The 15697-nt window shown below is 68.8% G+C and carries 15 protein-coding genes; 6 read left to right on the top strand and 9 right to left on the bottom strand.

Features of this window, described 5'->3' with window-relative positions:
- Window positions 1-6 precede the first annotated feature (6 nt).
- Together QHF84_RS14175 and QHF84_RS14170 are read right to left on the bottom strand one after the other, a co-directional pair.
- Window positions 7-780 (bottom strand): peptidylprolyl isomerase, encoded by a 774-nt coding sequence (locus QHF84_RS14175; RefSeq protein ID WP_281313807.1) that lies wholly within the window; start codon window positions 778-780, stop codon window positions 7-9.
- Window positions 781-884: 104 nt separating this feature from the next.
- Window positions 885-1736: a MaoC/PaaZ C-terminal domain-containing protein gene (locus QHF84_RS14170; RefSeq protein ID WP_281313806.1), complete on the bottom strand. Its 852-nt coding sequence runs from the start codon at window positions 1734-1736 to the stop codon at window positions 885-887.
- A 142-nt stretch (window positions 1737-1878) separates the two neighbouring features.
- Here QHF84_RS14170 and QHF84_RS14165 point away from each other — a divergent pair, with 142 nt between their 5' ends.
- Both QHF84_RS14165 and QHF84_RS14160 read left to right on the top strand, forming a co-directional pair.
- Window positions 1879-3108: an AAA family ATPase gene (locus QHF84_RS14165; RefSeq protein ID WP_281313805.1), complete on the top strand. Its 1230-nt coding sequence runs from the start codon at window positions 1879-1881 to the stop codon at window positions 3106-3108.
- A complete protein-coding gene (locus QHF84_RS14160) occupies window positions 3086-3748 on the top strand; it encodes a retron system putative HNH endonuclease (RefSeq protein ID WP_281313804.1) in 663 nt (220 codons plus the stop codon). Before QHF84_RS14165 ends, QHF84_RS14160 begins: the two co-directional genes overlap by 23 nt.
- A 10-nt stretch (window positions 3749-3758) precedes the next feature.
- Here the strand turns inward: QHF84_RS14160 and QHF84_RS14155 are convergent, their stop codons facing one another.
- Both QHF84_RS14155 and QHF84_RS14150 read right to left on the bottom strand, forming a co-directional pair.
- Window positions 3759-4523, bottom strand: a complete 765-nt coding sequence (locus QHF84_RS14155) for a hypothetical protein (RefSeq protein WP_281313803.1) — start codon at window positions 4521-4523, stop codon at window positions 3759-3761.
- Complete coding sequence (locus QHF84_RS14150) at window positions 4514-6697, bottom strand: serine/threonine-protein kinase (protein ID WP_281313802.1); 2184 nt, start codon at window positions 6695-6697, stop codon at window positions 4514-4516. The genes QHF84_RS14155 and QHF84_RS14150 overlap by 10 nt, the downstream gene beginning before the upstream one ends.
- A 66-nt stretch (window positions 6698-6763) precedes the next feature.
- On the opposite strand from QHF84_RS14150, the gene QHF84_RS14145 reads away from it, so the two are divergent.
- On the top strand, window positions 6764-8023 hold the full coding sequence (locus QHF84_RS14145; RefSeq protein ID WP_281313801.1) for a segregation/condensation protein A: 1260 nt from the start codon (window positions 6764-6766) through the stop codon (window positions 8021-8023).
- Complete coding sequence (scpB, locus tag QHF84_RS14140; RefSeq protein ID WP_281313800.1) at window positions 8013-9779, top strand: SMC-Scp complex subunit ScpB; 1767 nt, start codon at window positions 8013-8015, stop codon at window positions 9777-9779. Before QHF84_RS14145 ends, scpB begins: the two co-directional genes overlap by 11 nt.
- Window positions 9780-9796: 17 nt before the next feature.
- Here scpB and QHF84_RS14135 read toward each other — a convergent pair whose 3' ends face one another.
- Complete coding sequence (locus QHF84_RS14135; protein ID WP_281313799.1) at window positions 9797-10147, bottom strand: helix-turn-helix transcriptional regulator; 351 nt, start codon at window positions 10145-10147, stop codon at window positions 9797-9799.
- Window positions 10148-10205: 58 nt separating this feature from the next.
- On the opposite strand from QHF84_RS14135, the gene QHF84_RS14130 reads away from it, so the two are divergent.
- Window positions 10206-11726: a lamin tail domain-containing protein gene (locus QHF84_RS14130; protein ID WP_281313798.1), complete on the top strand. Its 1521-nt coding sequence runs from the start codon at window positions 10206-10208 to the stop codon at window positions 11724-11726.
- Between the two features lie 357 nt (window positions 11727-12083).
- Window positions 12084-12743 carry a helix-turn-helix domain-containing protein gene (locus QHF84_RS14125; protein ID WP_281313797.1) on the top strand — a complete coding sequence of 220 codons (660 nt, stop codon included), beginning with the start codon at window positions 12084-12086 and terminating at the stop codon, window positions 12741-12743.
- A gap of 115 nt (window positions 12744-12858) precedes the next feature.
- On the opposite strand, the gene QHF84_RS14120 is transcribed toward QHF84_RS14125, so the two are convergent.
- The 4 genes from QHF84_RS14120 to QHF84_RS14105 form a co-directional block, all read right to left on the bottom strand.
- A complete protein-coding gene (locus QHF84_RS14120; protein ID WP_281313796.1) occupies window positions 12859-13182 on the bottom strand; it encodes a hypothetical protein in 324 nt (107 codons plus the stop codon).
- 11 nt (window positions 13183-13193) lie between these two features.
- Entirely contained in the window at window positions 13194-13505 is a 312-nt protein-coding gene (locus QHF84_RS14115) for a hypothetical protein (RefSeq protein WP_281313795.1), read from the bottom strand.
- 103 nt (window positions 13506-13608) lie between these two features.
- Window positions 13609-14994: a metallopeptidase TldD-related protein gene (locus QHF84_RS14110; RefSeq protein WP_281313794.1), complete on the bottom strand. Its 1386-nt coding sequence runs from the start codon at window positions 14992-14994 to the stop codon at window positions 13609-13611.
- Between the two features lie 40 nt (window positions 14995-15034).
- Window positions 15035-15694, bottom strand: coding sequence for a hypothetical protein (locus QHF84_RS14105; RefSeq protein WP_281313793.1), 660 nt, complete (start codon window positions 15692-15694; stop codon window positions 15035-15037).
- Window positions 15695-15697 lie beyond the last annotated feature (3 nt).

The following is a 15697-nucleotide window of genomic DNA, read 5'->3' as shown; positions in this document are numbered from 1 at the left end:
GACGAATTACTTCGTCCTCAAAATGACGTGGTAGCCGAAGGGCGTCTCGACGAGGCCGCTGACCTCGTTGACCTTCAGCTTCTCGACCGCCTCCTGGAAGGGAGCGACCATCGCGCCCTTCGGGAAGAGGCCGAGGTCGCCGCCGCGGGCGCCGGCGTTCGGCTCGTCGCTGTACTCCCCGACGATCGTCTCGAACTTCGCGCCGTCCTTGACCTTCTTCAGGCCCTCCTCGGCGCGCGTCTTCGCCTCTTCCTTCGTGCGCGTGATGTTCGCGGGCGCGCGCATGCTGCCCTTGTACATCACGAGGAAGTGCTTCGCGCCGAACATCTCGCGCGGCGGCTGCTGCTGCGCAGGCGCCGTGGGGCGAGGCGGCGTCGCGGGCGTCGCCGGGGTGGCAGGCTGCGTCGCGGCCGTCTCCGTGTGCGCGCCGCCGCCCTGGGGCTTCGCGGCGAGGAAGCCGAGCGGCTTGTTGAACATGCCGAAGAAGCCGAGGATGCCGACGAGCACGAGCACGGCCAGGACGACGTGCGGCGTCCACCAGTAGGGATCCTCGTCGTCGCCGTGTGCGGCGGCGTCGTGGCCCTGGTGCTGCGCGTGCTCGTCTTCCTCTTCGTCCTCTTCTTCGTCTTCCTCTTCGTCCTCTTCCTCGTCCTCGTCTTCGGACTCGCCTTCCGCGCCCTCTTCCTCCTCGTCCTCTTCCTCTTCCTCGTCCTGATCCTGCTCCTTGTCGAGCTCGGGATCCTGTTCGGCCTTGGGCTGCTTCTTGGTCTCTTTGCTCATGATGACTTCTTCAGAGAGAGGGCTTTGCCCCACCGTTCTTGCCGCGCGGGCGGCGATGACCCTGTGATCGGTCCGGTCGAGTTAGCACGCGCCTCGGCGGCTCGTCAGGCGATCTCCGCGTATCCGCCCGTGAGGACTGCTTCCGGTCTTCCCTTCACGCTCGCCTGGAGCGCCACCTTTCCACCTTCGAGCAAGTATCCCTGCGTGACGATCGTGTCCCCGGGCCAGACCGGCTTGCGGAATTGTGCGGACAAAAGCCGCAAGCGCGAGGCATCTCCCCCGAGGAGGCCCTTCACCACGGCACGCGCCGCGAACCCGTACGTCGCGAGGCCGTGCAGGATCGGGCCCTGCGGGAAGCCCACGGACGCGGCGAACGCAGGGTCGGCGTGCAGCGGGTTGTAGTCGCCGCACAGGCGGTAGAGCAGGGCTTGCTCCGGGGACGTCGTTTCTTCGTGGGTGAACGTCGGCTCGCGATCCTTGGGGATCGAAGGTTCGTCCGGATCGCCGGGCGGACGCGGGCCGCTGAAGCCGCCTTCGCCGCGGTAGAGGATCGACCAGGTCGTCTCGTAGACGCGCTCGCCGCCTTCGAGCGTGGTCGTCGTGTCGATGACGACCTGCGCGAGCTTCTTCATGTCGTAGATGCCGCGGATCGTGGCGGTCGTGAGCAGCGTGCCGGAGGGTGGGATCGGCGCGAGGGCGCGGATCTTCTGGCCGCCGTGGACGACCATGGCGAAGTTGCCACCCGTGCGCGCGAGCGACTTGAACACCGGCTCGGTCGCGGGGATCACGGCGAACGTCGGATAAACCTTCAGCCCGCCTTCGGTGCCTTCGTAGAGGTAGGCGAGCTCGTCGCGCTTCGCGCCGATGCCGAGCGCGTAGAGCGCGAGCGTCTTCCAGTCGTAGGTGAACGAACTCGGCTCCGTGGTGAAGCCCAGACTCGAGAGATCGAGGGCCATTGCGCCTTCCGTAAGGATCGAGACCGGGACACGTACCGATCTCGCGTGGACGCGTCAATTGTTCCTGATGGTCCTGGGGTGGGCTGCATACGGGGAGCGCGCGTTGACAGGCTGAAAGGTCGGACGCTAGGTTCGCTCATCCATGCGCCTCAAGACGCTGCGGCTCCAGAATTTTCGGGGGTTTGGGGACGCAACGCTCGACCTCGATCGACCTCTCACGGTCCTCTTCGGCGCGAACGGATCGGGGAAGAGCTCGGTGCTGATGGCGCTGCTCTTCGGGTTCAGCGAGCTCCTGCACTGGACCTTCCTCCAGGCGGGCGGTCGGGCCTTCTCGCCGTCCGACGGTGACATCGCGCTGGGTGCGGAGCGCTTGACGATCACCATGGAGTTCTCGGGCGATGATCAAGAGTTCCCTTTGAGTGTTCGATACAGGCGGGGACAGGGGACTGAAGTCTCCTCACGCCGATCTTACGACCTCGGGGACCTTTCCTTCTTGCCCATTGCCTACCTGGCCGACCGCTCCGTTGCGCCGTCCCGAGGCACCTTTCAGCCGATCGAGCCCGAAAAGCCGCTCACGCACGATTGGGTCCTCTCCGACGCGCTCGACGTGGGGCACGTCGGCTTCCGCCCCTTCTTCCGCTGGTTCAAGGAGCGCGAGGACGCCGAGAATCGGCGCAAGGTGCAGGAGAAGGATCTCTCGGTCACCGACCCACAACTCTCCGCCGTCCGCGCCGCCGTCGAGGGGCTCCTCCCAGGGTTCTCGAACCTGCGCATCCAGCACGATCCGCTGCGCCTCGAGGTGACGAAGGGCTCGCAGGCGCTCTCCGTGGATCAGCTCTCCGACGGGGAAAAGCAGGTCCTCGCGATCACCGCCGACATCGCCAGGCGCCTCGCGATGGTCCACGCCGACGCACCGGAGCCTTTGCAACGAGAGGCCATCGTCCTCGTCGACGAGGTCGAACTGCACCTCCACCCCGCCTGGCAGCGGCGGGTGCTCCCCGCGTGGAGGCGGATCTTCCCCGGCTCGCAGTTCATCGTCACGACCCACTCTCCCCAGGTCCTCAGCGAGGTCCCGAGCGACGCCGTCTTCCTCGTCGAGAACTTCCAGTTCGTGCGACCCGGCGCGCCCACCGAGGGGCGGGACAGCAACGCGATCCTCGAAGAGGTCATGAGCACGCCCGAGCGGCCTCTGGCGGTCAAGGACGAGCTCGACGAGATCTCCAGGTTGATCGACGAGGACCAGTACACGCTGGCCCGCGAGAAGCTCGACGCGGTGGCGCTGCGGGTGACCGAGCAGGACAGCGAAGTGGTCCGTCTGCGCACGCTGCTGCACTTCCTTGGGGATGGGGATGAGGCTCGTTCGCAAGGGTAACGAGCCCAAGGAGCTGCTCGCGTACCGCCTCCTCCCGCACGCGAGCTACGAAGGACTGCCGAGCGAGACGAAGGTGGAGCTCCGCAGCGCTCTCGTGCGCGATCAGGGGGCGCTCTGCTGCTACTGCATGCAGCGCATCACAGGCTTCGACGTGCGCATCGAGCACCTTCGATCGCAGTCGAACCATCCCGAGCTCCAGCTCTCCTGGAACAACCTCCTGGCCGCTTGCCACGGGAGCGAGGGCCGAAGCCCCGACGAGCAGCACTGCGACGTTCGCAAAGGCGATCGTGACATCACGCTGAGCCCATTCGAGGCCAAACACATCGCGTCACTCCGCTACGCGGCGTCCGGGGAGATCCGTTCGAGCGACCCGGCGCTTCAGCGGGACATCGGCGAGACGGGCAAGGACAAGGGCGCGCTGAACCTCAACCATCCCACGCTGCGACGCAACCGGAAGGAAGCGGTAGAGGCCCTGATCGACGCTCTTCACCGCAAGAAGAGCGGCGCGTTCTCCCCCTCGTTCCTTCGAGCCGAGCTCACGCGGTGCACGCAGCCGGACGCGAAGGGGCAGCTCACGCCGTTCGTCGGCGCGCTCGTCTACTGGCTCGAGAAGCGCCTCGGGCCTGCACACCGTACTTGAGGCCGTCGCTTCACAGCGCGATGCGGTACGCCACGAGCAAGCCGAACTCCAGCATGTCGACGCGGCCCGAAAGCGACGCGCTGTCGCCCGTGGGCGCTTGCAGGGGCTCGGTCGGCAGAAACCAGCTCGCGTACCGCAGCGTCGTGCCGAGCGACCAGTTCGGCGCCACCGTCCACTCGCCTCCGATCGCCAGGCCCGCCGCGAGTCCTTCCGTCGAGAGCGTCGCGGCGCGCGGGCCGACGAAGGCCGTGTCCGCCGCGGGCTCGCGATCCGTAGCCACGGTCCAGGCGTCGCGGATGATCACCGCGCCGAGCGTCGCGCCGCCCCACCAGACCCACTTGTCGCTCTGGATGCCGTAGTAGCGGAGCTGCCCCTCGACGAGGAAGTAGCTGCGATCGTGCTCGCGACTGAGCTCGGCCGCGCCAGGCGCCGTGCCGCTGAGGAGCGACCGCGCCCAGGAGATGCTCGCGCCGAGGCCGAAGCGGCCGATGCGATACTGGTTGTAGACGCCGAGCGAGACGCTCGTCTCGCCCTTCTCGCAGCTCGTGCGCGAGCGCGGGCAGACGTTCGCCGCGGGCAGGCTGAGCAGCCCCGCGTTCACCGAGACGAGCGTGTGCGTGTAGTCCTGCTCCAGGGCCGCGGAGGCGCGGCGCGCGGCGGCCGATTCCTGGCTCTGCGCGTGCGCGCTCGAAGGGCATGCGGTGAGCGCGACGAGCGCCCCGGACGTGGTCGCGAGGGCGACGAGCAGGCGGCGAGTCGCGCGCGTCAGAGCCATGGTCCACCGGTGGGTGTGGGCGGCGGATCGGTCGTCGGCAAGGGCGGCGGCGTGGGCGGAAGCTCGGGGCCCGTCGGCGCGCCCGCGGGGCCCTTCGTCGTGGACGTCCCCCCGGAAGGCGTGACCGCGGGCGTTGCCGTGGGTCCGGGCGGCGCCGCGGCCGAGGCGCTCGGGAGCGGTTTGCCGTCCTTGCCCGTGGGGCGCGGCATCGGGAAGCGGCCGTTCGGGCGGTGATCCGTGGGGACGGCGCGGGGCGTGTTGCTGGTCGCGGGCGCGAGCTCCGTCGGCGCCTTCGATTCGAGCTCGGCGACGAGGTGTTGCGCGGTCGTGAGCGAGGGGTTCAGCGAGACGGCGATGCGGGCGAGGTGCAGAGCCTCCGCGGGATCACCCGCGTACTTGCGCCCGAGCGCGCTCGTGACGAGGCGCTCGGCGGCCTCGCGGCGCAGCTCTTTCACGCGTGCTTCGCCGGGCCAGCGGGTGTTCGCGGCTTCGAGGATCTCTTTGACGTTGTCGCCGGGCGGCGCGTCCCACGCCTGCCGCTTCATGGCTTCGCGTGCGGCATCGAGGCGACCTTCGAGCGAGTCGGCCGAGGCCGCGCCGACGAGGCCGAGGCGCCGTCCACCCATGACGATCACGAGCGGCGCGGCGGCGAGGCAGAGGACGATCGCGACGATACGCGTGAGGCGCGCGCGGCGCTTCGTGTCGGCCGGCGGAGGCAAGGAGAGCGGCGTCTCCGTGCCTTGCATCGTCGACTCGCGCGCGAACGGGGCTGCAGGCGAGGCGTGTGCGTCGGGTTCCTCGGGCTCGCTCGTGTCGTCTTCGTCGACGCGTGTATCGCTCCGGGTCGAAGGGGGCGCGGCGGTGGTGTCGTCTTCGTCGTCGAGGATCGCCGAAGACGACACCATGCGGCCCGCGGACGACGTGGGCGCGGGCGGGACGAGCGGTGATGGCGAGCTTTCCGGGTCGTCGAGGATCCGCGAGGAGTTTGGCAGCGGGGTCGCGTCGGCTCGCGCGGGGACGCCGCCGATCTTCGCGGCGAGATCCGTGGAGAGCTCCAGCGATTTCGTGCGCTCCTTCGAGGGCAGCTTCACCGCGCCTTGCCGCGCGAAGAGCAGGCTCGATCGAGCGAGCTCGTCCGGATCGAGTCCGCTCTGTCGCGCCGCCGCGTAGAGATCCTTGCCGAGCGTGCGCGCGTCTGCGGCGCGCGCCTCCGGCTTCTTCGAGAGGTTTTGCATGATCACCGCGGCGAGCGGCGCGGGGACGTAGCTCGCGCGTGGGATGCGCAGAAGATCGGGCGGCGGATCGTGCGTGTGCTGGATGAGGAGCTGCACCGGCGACTCGCCTTCGAAGGGCGTTCGGCCGGCGAGACACTGGTAGAGGATCGTCGCGATCGAGTAGACGTCGGCCGCGGGGCTCACGGGTTTGCCCTCGGCGCCCTCGGGCGAGATGTACTTCGCCGTGCCGAAGATCAGGCCCGCCTGCGTGGCCATCGAGCCGCCGCGATCGGCCCAGTCGAGCCGCGCGATGCCGAAGTCGAGCACCTTCACGAAGTCCGGATCGTCGCCGCGGCGCACGAGCATCACGTTCTCGGGCTTGAGATCACGATGCACGATGCCCTGCGCGTGCGCCTCGCCGACCGCGTCGCAGATCTGCAGCGCGATGTGCATCGCGCGCGGCAAAGGGAGCGCCGAGGGCTCGCCGCCCGTGCCCGCCGCGGCGAGCGCGGAGAGCAGCGACATGCCGTCGAGGTACTCCATCACGAGGTACATCTCGCCGCCCGTGCGGGGATCGCCGCGTTGCGGGATCGTGCCGGTCATGAGGACCGAGACCACGCCGGGGTGCGCGAGCCGGCTCGCGATCTTGGCTTCCCGGTGGAAGCGTCCGACGAGCTCGGCGTTGCCGCTGAGCTCGCGGTGGAGGATCTTCACGGCGACGTCGCGATCGATGCCGGCCTGGAAGGCGCGGTAGACGCGGCCCATCGAGCCGATGCCGATGAGGTGCTTGATGCGGATTTGCCCGCTGAGCTCGAGGCCCGCGTACGGGTCGACCTCGGGGCTCGAGAGCGAGGGCCCCTTCACGTTCACGAGGGGCGTGCCGTCCTGCGGGCAGAAGAGGACATCCGCGTCGTAGCGCTCGCCGCACGACGGGCAACTCTTCGTGGGGGACGGGGTCATCGGCGGGACGAGTGTAGCAGGAACGCGTGGATCCCACGCGGCCTCCGGATTACCGTCCGGGCCCAGGTGAGCAAGGCGAGGGCGAGCGCGGCGGGGAAGACCCAGGAGAAGGCGAAGGCCGCCCCTTCGCCCGCGCCCGCCAAACGCGAGCCGCGCGGCAAGCCGCAGAAGCCCGAGGCCCCGACGCCGATCCGCGAGGCGATGCCCGCGGCGGCCGAGACGCAAGACAACGACAACGCCTACCGCATCGAGCTGCCCCAGTTCGAGGGCCCGCTCGACCTCCTGCTGCACCTCATCCAGCAGCACGAGCTCGATATCCTCGACATCCCCGTGAGCTTCATCACGCAGAAGTACCTCGAGTACCTGTCGTTGATGCGGGCTTTGTCGATCGATCTGGCGAGCGAGTACCTCGTGATGGCGGCGACGTTGACGCACATCAAGTCGAAGATGCTCTTGCCGGTGGTGCCTGCGGGTCAGGACGGCGATGGGCTGCCGGAGGAGGAGATCGATCCGCGGGAGGAGCTCGTTCGGCGGCTGCTCGAGTACCAGAAGTACAAGGCCGCGGCGGCGGACATCGCGGAGCGCGGGACGCTCGGCAGGGACATCTTTCCGCGCGGCATCCCGGAGCCCGTGCCGGAGGGGCCTGCGCCGTTCGCGCCGGTGGGCGTGTTCTCGCTGTTCGACGCGCTGGAGAAGCTGCTCAAGCGCACGAACGTGAAGGTCGAGCACCAGGTCAACTTCGATCGGATCACGATCACGGACCGGATCGTGCAGCTCACGGAGCGCCTCTCGGGGCGGCGGCGCGCGACGTTCGAAGAGCTCGTGCTCGACGATCCGGCGCGGAAAGGCGCGCCGCTCACGAAATTCGACATCGTGATCACGTTCCTCGCGATCCTGGAGATGGCGAGGATGAAGCTGCTCAAGATCTACCAGTCGGATCCGCTCGCGACGATCCACCTGGAGCTGTCGGTACAGGCGGGGACGAGCGAGGAGGAAGAGGAGGACGTCTTCCGGGAAGAGCGCGACGAGGCTCGGAAAAAGCGCAACGAGACTCGGGAAGAGCGCAACGAGACTCCGGAAGAGCGCGACGAGACTCCGGAAGAGCGCGACGAGACTCCGGAAGAGCGCGACGAGGCTACGGAAGAGCGCGACGAGGCTCCGGAAGAGCGCGACGAGACTCCGGAAGAGCGCAACGAGGCTCCGGAAGAGCGCGACGAGACTCCGGAAGAGCGCAACGAGGCTCCGGAGGAGCGCAACGAGACCGGGGAAGACCGCGACGGCGCTCTCGCGCTAGACGAAGAGCCCGAGGTGAAGGATGGCGACTGAGGGCGGATCGAAGCGGCGCGGGAAGTTGCGGCTCGTGCCGCCGCCGCAGCCGCACGAGGAGGCCCCGCCGGACAGCGATTCGCCCGAGCGGCTCCGCCGCGCGGCATGGGCATGGTTCCATCCGAAGCAGGCGGAGACGGCGCCCGTCACGGAGCCGGACGTGGTCGCCGAGGCAGCGCCGGTCGCGGCGGCGGAAGCGCCCACGGTCGCCGAGCCAGCGCCGGTCAAGCAGACGAAGTCGAAGGCGAAGGCGAAGGCTGCGCCGGTCGCGGAAGCGGAAGCGGTCGCGGAAGCGGAAGCGGTCGCGGAAGCGAAGGCGGAAGCGGTCGCGGAAGCGAAGGCGGAAGCGGTCGCGGAGGCGGAAGCGGTCGCGGAAGCCGCGCCGGAAGCCGAAGCCGCGCCGGCCGCGGAAGCATCGACCGAGGCGGCCGAGCCCAAGCGCAAGCGCGCGCCTCGCAAGCCGAAGCCCACGCCGCTCTCGCCCGTCGAGCGGTTTCGTTCCCTCGCGGCTGCGTTCTTCCGTGCCCAGCGCCTCGTCGCATCCGCGACCGCGACGAGCGGCGCCCCGGACGGAGCTCCCGAGGCGCACGAAGACAACACCGCACAGGCGAGCGGGGCGGTTGCCCGCGCGCATCTGAAGGGTGTGCTGGAGGCTCTGATCTTCGCGTCCGAGCACCCGATGACGTCGCGCGACCTCGCTCGTGTGGCAAAGGCGGAGCACCGCCTCGTCGTGGCGCTGCTCGGCGAGCTCGGGGCCGAGTACCGCAACCGCGGGATCCGGCTCGACGAGGTCGCCGGCGGGTTCGTGTTCCGCACGAGCCCGGCGTTCGCGCCGTTCGTGCGCGAGCAGGTCGCGAAGAAGCCGGTGAAGATGACACGCGCGCAGGTCGAGACGCTGGCGATCGTCGCGTACCGGCAGCCGATCACGCGGCCCGAGATCGACGAGGTGCGCGGCGTGGACTCGGGTGCGGTGCTCAAGTCGCTGCTCGAGCGGGACCTCGTGCGTATCCTCGGCAAGAAGGAAGAGCCGGGGCGGCCGATGCTTTATGGCACGACCGCGCAGTTCCTCGAGTTCTTCGGCCTGCGTACGCTCTCGGATCTGCCGACGCTACGCGAGTTCACCGAGCTCTCGGACGAGTCGCGGCGCGCCTACGAGCGCGAGATGGGCGAGGAGCCGCCGGAGGCGGCCGTCGCCTTCACGGATCCGGGATCGCCGGCGGCGGATGGCGGTTTGATGGGCGGTGAGGGAAGTTTTCAGACGCACGTCGTGCCTCCGGAGGCATCCAGCGATGGGGAGAGCACGACGCGTGACGAGTTTGCATTCACGGACGAGGACCGGGCGCAGGAGCAGAGCGGCGGGGAGGAAGCGATGAGCGACGTGCAAGCAATGAACGACGAGTGGGCCGAGAAGGAAGAAGTCGAGAAGCGCTTGGCCGCGGAAGAGGAAGAAGACGAGGACGAGGACGAAGACGAGGACGAAGACGAGGACGAAGACGAGGACGAAGACGAAGACGAGGACGAGGACGAGGACGAGGACGAGGACGAGGACGAGGACGAGGACGAGGACGAGGACGAAGAGGACGAGGACGAAGAGGACGAGGACGAAGAGGACGAGGACGAAGACGAGGACGAAGACGAGGACGAAGACGAGGACGAAGACGAAGACGAAGACGAAGACGAAGACGAAGACGAAGACGAGGACGAGGACGAGGACGAAGACGAGGACGAGGACGAAGACGAGGACGAGGACGAGTAGCCCTCGGCCTGGTCAGGTCACGTCGAGCCGGATTCCTCGGCGGGGTCCGGGTAGGCCTCGGCGAGCTTGCCGACTTCGCGGCGCAACTCGGCGTGCGCCACGAGCTTTCGTACGAGCTTCCACGTCTCGGGATCCGCGAGCACGGCCATCGGCGACGCCGCCACGGCCCCGCGCCGAGGCTTGCGCACGATCGCCCCTTTCCCCTTGCTTCGAAGCTCCTCCATCTTCGTGACGAAGCGCTTCGTCGGGAACAGGTCGCCTCGCTCCCACGCGAGCACCGTCTCCTGTTCGAGCCCGAGCGCCGCCGCGAGCTCCTTCGCCGTGCAGTCGAGCTCCTTGCGGAGCGCCTTGATGTCATCGGGCGTCATCGGCGCGTAAACCTATCAATTTCACGCAACCGGCGGGGGCCCCGGTCGATGTACCGGCATGCAAAAGGTCGCATGCCCTCTCCTCGCCCTCGCGCTCGCCCTCGTCGCCTGCCGGCCCGATCTCCCGATGCCCGAAGCCGGACTCGCGCCGGCGACGCAGACGGCCGGGATCACCGTCGCCTTCGAGCCGGAGGCGCCCGTCACCGCCGCGCCGCGTGTGCTCCGGGTGCACGTGGCCGGAGGGCCGTCGCTCGACGAGGCACGCCTCTTCCTCGTGCGCGGCGAGGTGCGCGACAGCCACCTCCGCCAGATCGAGCGGGACGACGTCTCGAAGGCCCTCGCCGAGCGGTTCGTGCCGACGTTGCGGTGGCGCGCGGACGACGGCGCCGTCGTGCTCGCGCCGACGGTCCCGCTCGACCCGGGCGAGACGTACGTCGTGGCGAGCGGGGAGCCACGGGCGAGCCTCGCGTTCGTGGCGGAGCCGGCCGAGGCGGCGCCGCTCCTCGTCCGCGCGTGGCCGCCTGCCGACGCGGCCGGCGCGGGCCTGTTCGGGCTCTACTGCGGCGACATGACGCTGCCCGAGGTGTCGTTCGAGGCCACGCTCGCGCCGGACGGTCCCCTCGGCGCGTTTGGGCGGGGTGTCGCGTCGGCGGGCGCGGGGGGCGCTTGTTTGCGCTTCATGGGTCGCGGCCTCGACGCGGAGGGGGGACCCTGGGTGCCGCCGCCCGTCGTGTGGTTGCCCGGCCTGCCCTGGCCTTTGCGGGTCGATCCGCGGCCGTTCGGGGGCGCGGCGCCGGGGGACCTCGGTGAGGCGATCGAGGGGTCGCTCGAAGGGGCAACGCTCGAATGCACGGCGTTCGAGGTCCCGTTCGGGCCGGGGTGCGTGGAGGTCGAGGACGATCGTCTGCTCGGGCGTGCGCCCGCGGCGGCGATGCTCTGGGGGATCGCGGGCGAGGGGCTCGACGTGGTGATGACGACGCAAAAAAACGAGCGGTTCGTCCTCAAGGGATTGCCCGCGGCGAAGGCCATTTCGCTCGACGTCACGACGATCGACCTCGACGGTCGGCAACGGCGCGTGACCTTTTCCGCGACCACCCTGACGCCGATGCCACACGTCGTGCTGAACGAGGTGATGGCCAATCCGCTCGGGCCGGAGCCGGATCAAGAGTGGGTCGAGCTCTACAATGACGGGTCGGTGGAGGCGGCGCTCGACGAGCTCGTGATCAGCGATATCGGGGGCGAAACCGTGCTGCCGGAAATAATGCTGCCGCCTCGGGGCTTTGCGGTGATCGTGAACGAGACGTTCGTCGTGGACGACGAGATCGACGTGCCGCCGGCCGAGGACGCCCTCCTGGTGCGTGTTCCCGAGCTCGGGAAAAACGGACTTGGCAATGGGGGCGAGATCGTGCGGCTGCGCGATATGCGTGGACGCACGATTTCCAGGTTTCCAGCCATTCCTAAGCCGAAGGCTGGTCAAAGTGTGGTACGTCGGTCACCCGACGCACCAGATGGAGTGAGCGATTCTTTCCAACTGGCGCCTCCCACGCCGGGGGCTGCGAACACAGCGTCATTCCCTTGACTACGGAAAAACCGTGCTCGGAGGTGGCCGTGATGGAGAAGGCGTCTTACTTGCCTACGAGAGCGAACGTTCCTTGCCTGTACAGACGGGCGGGGATGTCCGCGGGAGCGAGCAAGCGGTGTCGTTCCTACATCGGAGCCAGCGGCCTCAACCTTGCTGAACCAGCGAGTCCAGAGGCCCGAGCGAAGTGAACTGGAGTCAGGGCCTCGGGTGGGCTAGTTAACAAAGCCCGCACCTTCGCAAAAAAGTGCTAGGTTTGGATACAAAGAGCAACAGGGTGGGGGGCCACCCGCTGGTGTGGTCTGCTGGTCCGGAGGGCTGGACGGGTTGGCACACCTTTCGCGTGGAGTTCGGACGATGGCCGGAGTACGGGGAGAGAAACTGCTGACCGCGTCCGACCTCGCAGCGCTGTGCGAGGTCGATCTGAAGACCATCCATAACTGGGTGGATCGTGGCCGGATCGCACATTTTCGCACGCCAGGGCGGCATTTGCGTTTCCGCGCGGCCGACGTGGCGGAGTTCCTGCGAGCTTGGGGCTACAGCGTGCCCCGTGAGCTCGCGCGGGCGAGCGCGAAAAGCGGGCTCGTGGTGGGCTCGAAGGACACGCTCGCTCATGTCACCCGGGCGCTCGGGGACATGATGCCGCTCAGGGACGTAAAGCATCCATACGATGCGCTCGTCCTCGCGGGATCGGACCCTCCGGACGTGTTCATCGTGGACGCGAAAGCGGTCGCGGCGGACGTGGACGTGGCGCACTGGATGGAAGCGCTCGAGCGGGCGTGTCGAGAAGCGCGTTTCGTCGTGCTGAGCGACGAGGCGACGGGGCTGCCGCCCTTCGCGACGCGCGTGGGACGGACGGACGCGCAGGGCCTTCGGACCTTGCTCGTGCCCGAGCCCGTGGCGCCCGCGGCCGCGGCTCCAGGCCAGGTGGCCGCCGCCGCGAATGCAAACGAGCCGGGCGCCGCGCCGGCGGTCGAAGAGCTGCCGCCGCGCGCCGCAGGGGGTTCGTCGCGGTAAATCGACGGCGCTCCGCTCGGCTGTCCGACGGAGGATTTCCGTGACTCGGGGGCTTCGCCCGGACGAACCGGACGGAGCCCCGAGCCTGGAATGGCGGGGAATTCGCGCGGGGTGATTACCGGAGCGAGGAGCCCCGGTCGATGCACTCGTCGAGGTCCTGGAACTCGTCGGCGCATTCGAGCTCGGGCAGGAAGACGTCGAGGTTACAGGTATTGTTGTCGATGACGCAGAGGTGCGCGTCCTCGAATTCAACGTCGCAACCGTAGATGTCGGCCTGATCGATGGCGCCGTCGTAGGTGGCGAGGCACTCGTCGTACTCGCGCTCGCTGCATTCGGTGCAGTCACACGCGCGGTCGCAGTATTCGGCAGACATCCCACCGCAACCGGCGGCCACGGGCGTGAGCGCGAGGCAGGCGAGCAAAGTCCAGATCGTTCGCATGGTCGGCGCTCCTAATTGACGCAGTCGTTGTAATCGCCCCACTCGTCGGAGCAGTCGCCCCCGGTCGTCCACGTGTTTCCGTTGTCGCAACGGAACTCCTGCGCGGCGCAGTCGAGGTATCGATCCCAGAGATCCGTGCAGCCGTAGATGTCCGCGATATCTTCCTGCGTCTCGTACTGGACGATACACGCGTCGATATCCGCGTCGTTGCCTTCACGGCAATCCATCTCGTCGGCGCAGAGTGCGCTGTAGGGGGCGCACCCGAGCACAGTTCCAGCCAGCGCCAAGGCGGCCAGACCCAAAGTTCGAGAAAGCCTTGTCATCGTTCGAATCTCCAACCTCCGAGGTTGGAGACTACGAGAAATCGAACGTCCGTGCGCGTCAAATTTACGCGCGCAAATGTGCTTTGTAGGGATTTCGTTCGGCTCAGGACGAGCCGGCGATCGTCATCGAAGAAATTCGCAGCGTGGGCGAAGCCGTGGAGCTGCGCAGGTCGAGGTCGTCGCCGACGGCGTCGATGCGCTGCCAGAGCTGATCGAGGTTCAGCGAGATGGTCACTTCACTGACCGGGAAGGCAAGCTCGCCGTTTTCAATCCAGAATCCCGCGGCGCCGCGTGAGAAATCGCCCGTGACCGGGTTGTAGCCGAAGCCCATCATCTCGGTGACGTAGAGGCCGCGCTGCGTGCCCTTCACGATGTCGGCGGCCTTCGTCTGCGTGGGCAGGAGCATGAAGTTCGAGGTGGAAGGCCCGACGCCGCCGCCGCCGCCGCGCGAGGCGCTGCCCGTGGGCGCGCGGCCGAGCTTGCGGCCGCTGTAGCTATCGCAGAGGTAGGTCTTCAGGATGCCTTGCTCGACCACGAGGTTCTTGCGCGCCGCGAGGCCCTCGCCGTCGAAGGGACGAGAGCCGGGGGCGCGGAGGACCAAGGGGTCGTCGACGATGGTGACGAGGTCACTCGCGACGCGGCTGCCCTCGCGGCCGACGAGGTAGCTCGACTTGCGCCAGATAGAGCTGCCCATGATGGCGCCGGCGAGCAGGCCCAGGATGGCGCGCGCCGCGTCAGGGTCGAAGACGACCGGGGCCTCACACGTGGGGACCTTGCGGGCGCCGAGCTTGCGCAAGGTGCGCCGCGCCGCCTCGCGGCCGACCACCTCGGGTGCGTCGAGGGCGTCGAGGTGGCGTTTGGCCGTCCAGTGAAACCCGCGGCGCTTCTTGCCGCCCTCGTCGTCGGCGACGGGCGTGACGACGAGCGAGGCATACGAGCCGGCGTAGCCGCCCGTGAAGCCGCCCGAGAGGACGAGGCCGAAGACACCGGCGGTGCGGCTGAAGGTGGCGCCGTCGCTGTTCGTGATGCGCGGGTCGGCGTCGCGCGCCGCCTGCTCGCCGCGGCGCGCCATGTCGATGGCCTCGGCCGCGGTGACGTCGCCGCCCTTGGGGTCGTAGAGCTCGAGGTCGGGGAAGGGGCCGGAGGAGATCAGCGAGGGATCCGCCGGGCCGGCGAACGGGTCTTCCTGGGAGATGTCGACGAGCTCGAGGGCGTCGCGGACGAAGCGATCGATGCCACGCGCCGTGAGGTCCGAGGTGGAGGTGAGGGCGACGCGGCCCTGCTTGATGACGCGCATGCCGAGGCTCTTGTGCGAGGCCTCCTCGACGAGCTCGGGTTCGCCGAGGCGGACCTTCGTGCTGAGCTCGGAGCCGGAGCGCGCGATGGCCTCGGCGACGTCGGCGCCGCCCGCCCGGGCGCGGCGGACGACATCCGCGGCGAGGTTTTTCAACTCTTCGATCTCGGTTTCGAGCCGGTTCGGCGCGGTCATCGTGGGGGCAGAGCGTGGTGGACAACCGGACGCTCGTCAATCAGCGTGGCCTCCGGGGTCGACCGAGAAAGCGCGGCGGCTCTTCCGACGGGGGCTCGGACGGCAGCACCTCCGGGGAAGGGCGTCCGGGGCGGGCAGGCAGCACGGCGGAGACGTCGATGGTTGACAGCGTCCGCGCGGTGAAGACAGCACCGGCGACGAGGATCGCGTCCATCCACAGAATCGCGTAGCCGAGCGGGCTGCCCGGGAGCGGGCGCATGCCGAAGTCGCTCTGGACCTGGTCGTAGGTGGCGTCGATGCCGAAGCGCGCGTGGAGCGTGACGAGGGGGATCAGGCCGACGACGAGGGGGAGCGCGGCGAGCCAGGCGAGGGCCGCGAGGGCGCGGCGGGCGAGGGCACGGCGGCCGGCGAGGAAGCCGAGGACGGGGGCCGCGGCGTCGAGGAGGACGAGCAGGAGCTGGAGGGCGGAGGGGATGGCGCGGCCGTCGACGAGGTAAGCGAACGACCAGTCGGCGGCAAAGACGGCGAAGTAGGCCGAGACCGGGGCGTAGACGAAGAGGGCGTAGAGGGCGACGGCGAGGGTCGGTCGATCCCAGGACGAGGCGCCGGGGCGTTCGTCGGGGCTGTCCTCGAAGCGCGCGAGCCACGCGAGCAGGACGCCGAGCGTGAAGCCGAAGAGCGGGGCGAGGGGGGCAGGCATGAC

This window comes from Polyangium sp. y55x31 (assembly GCF_029946505.1).
Lineage (GTDB): Bacteria > Myxococcota_A > Polyangia > Polyangiales > Polyangiaceae > Polyangium.
This window is presented reverse-complemented; position numbering and strand designations above follow the sequence as displayed.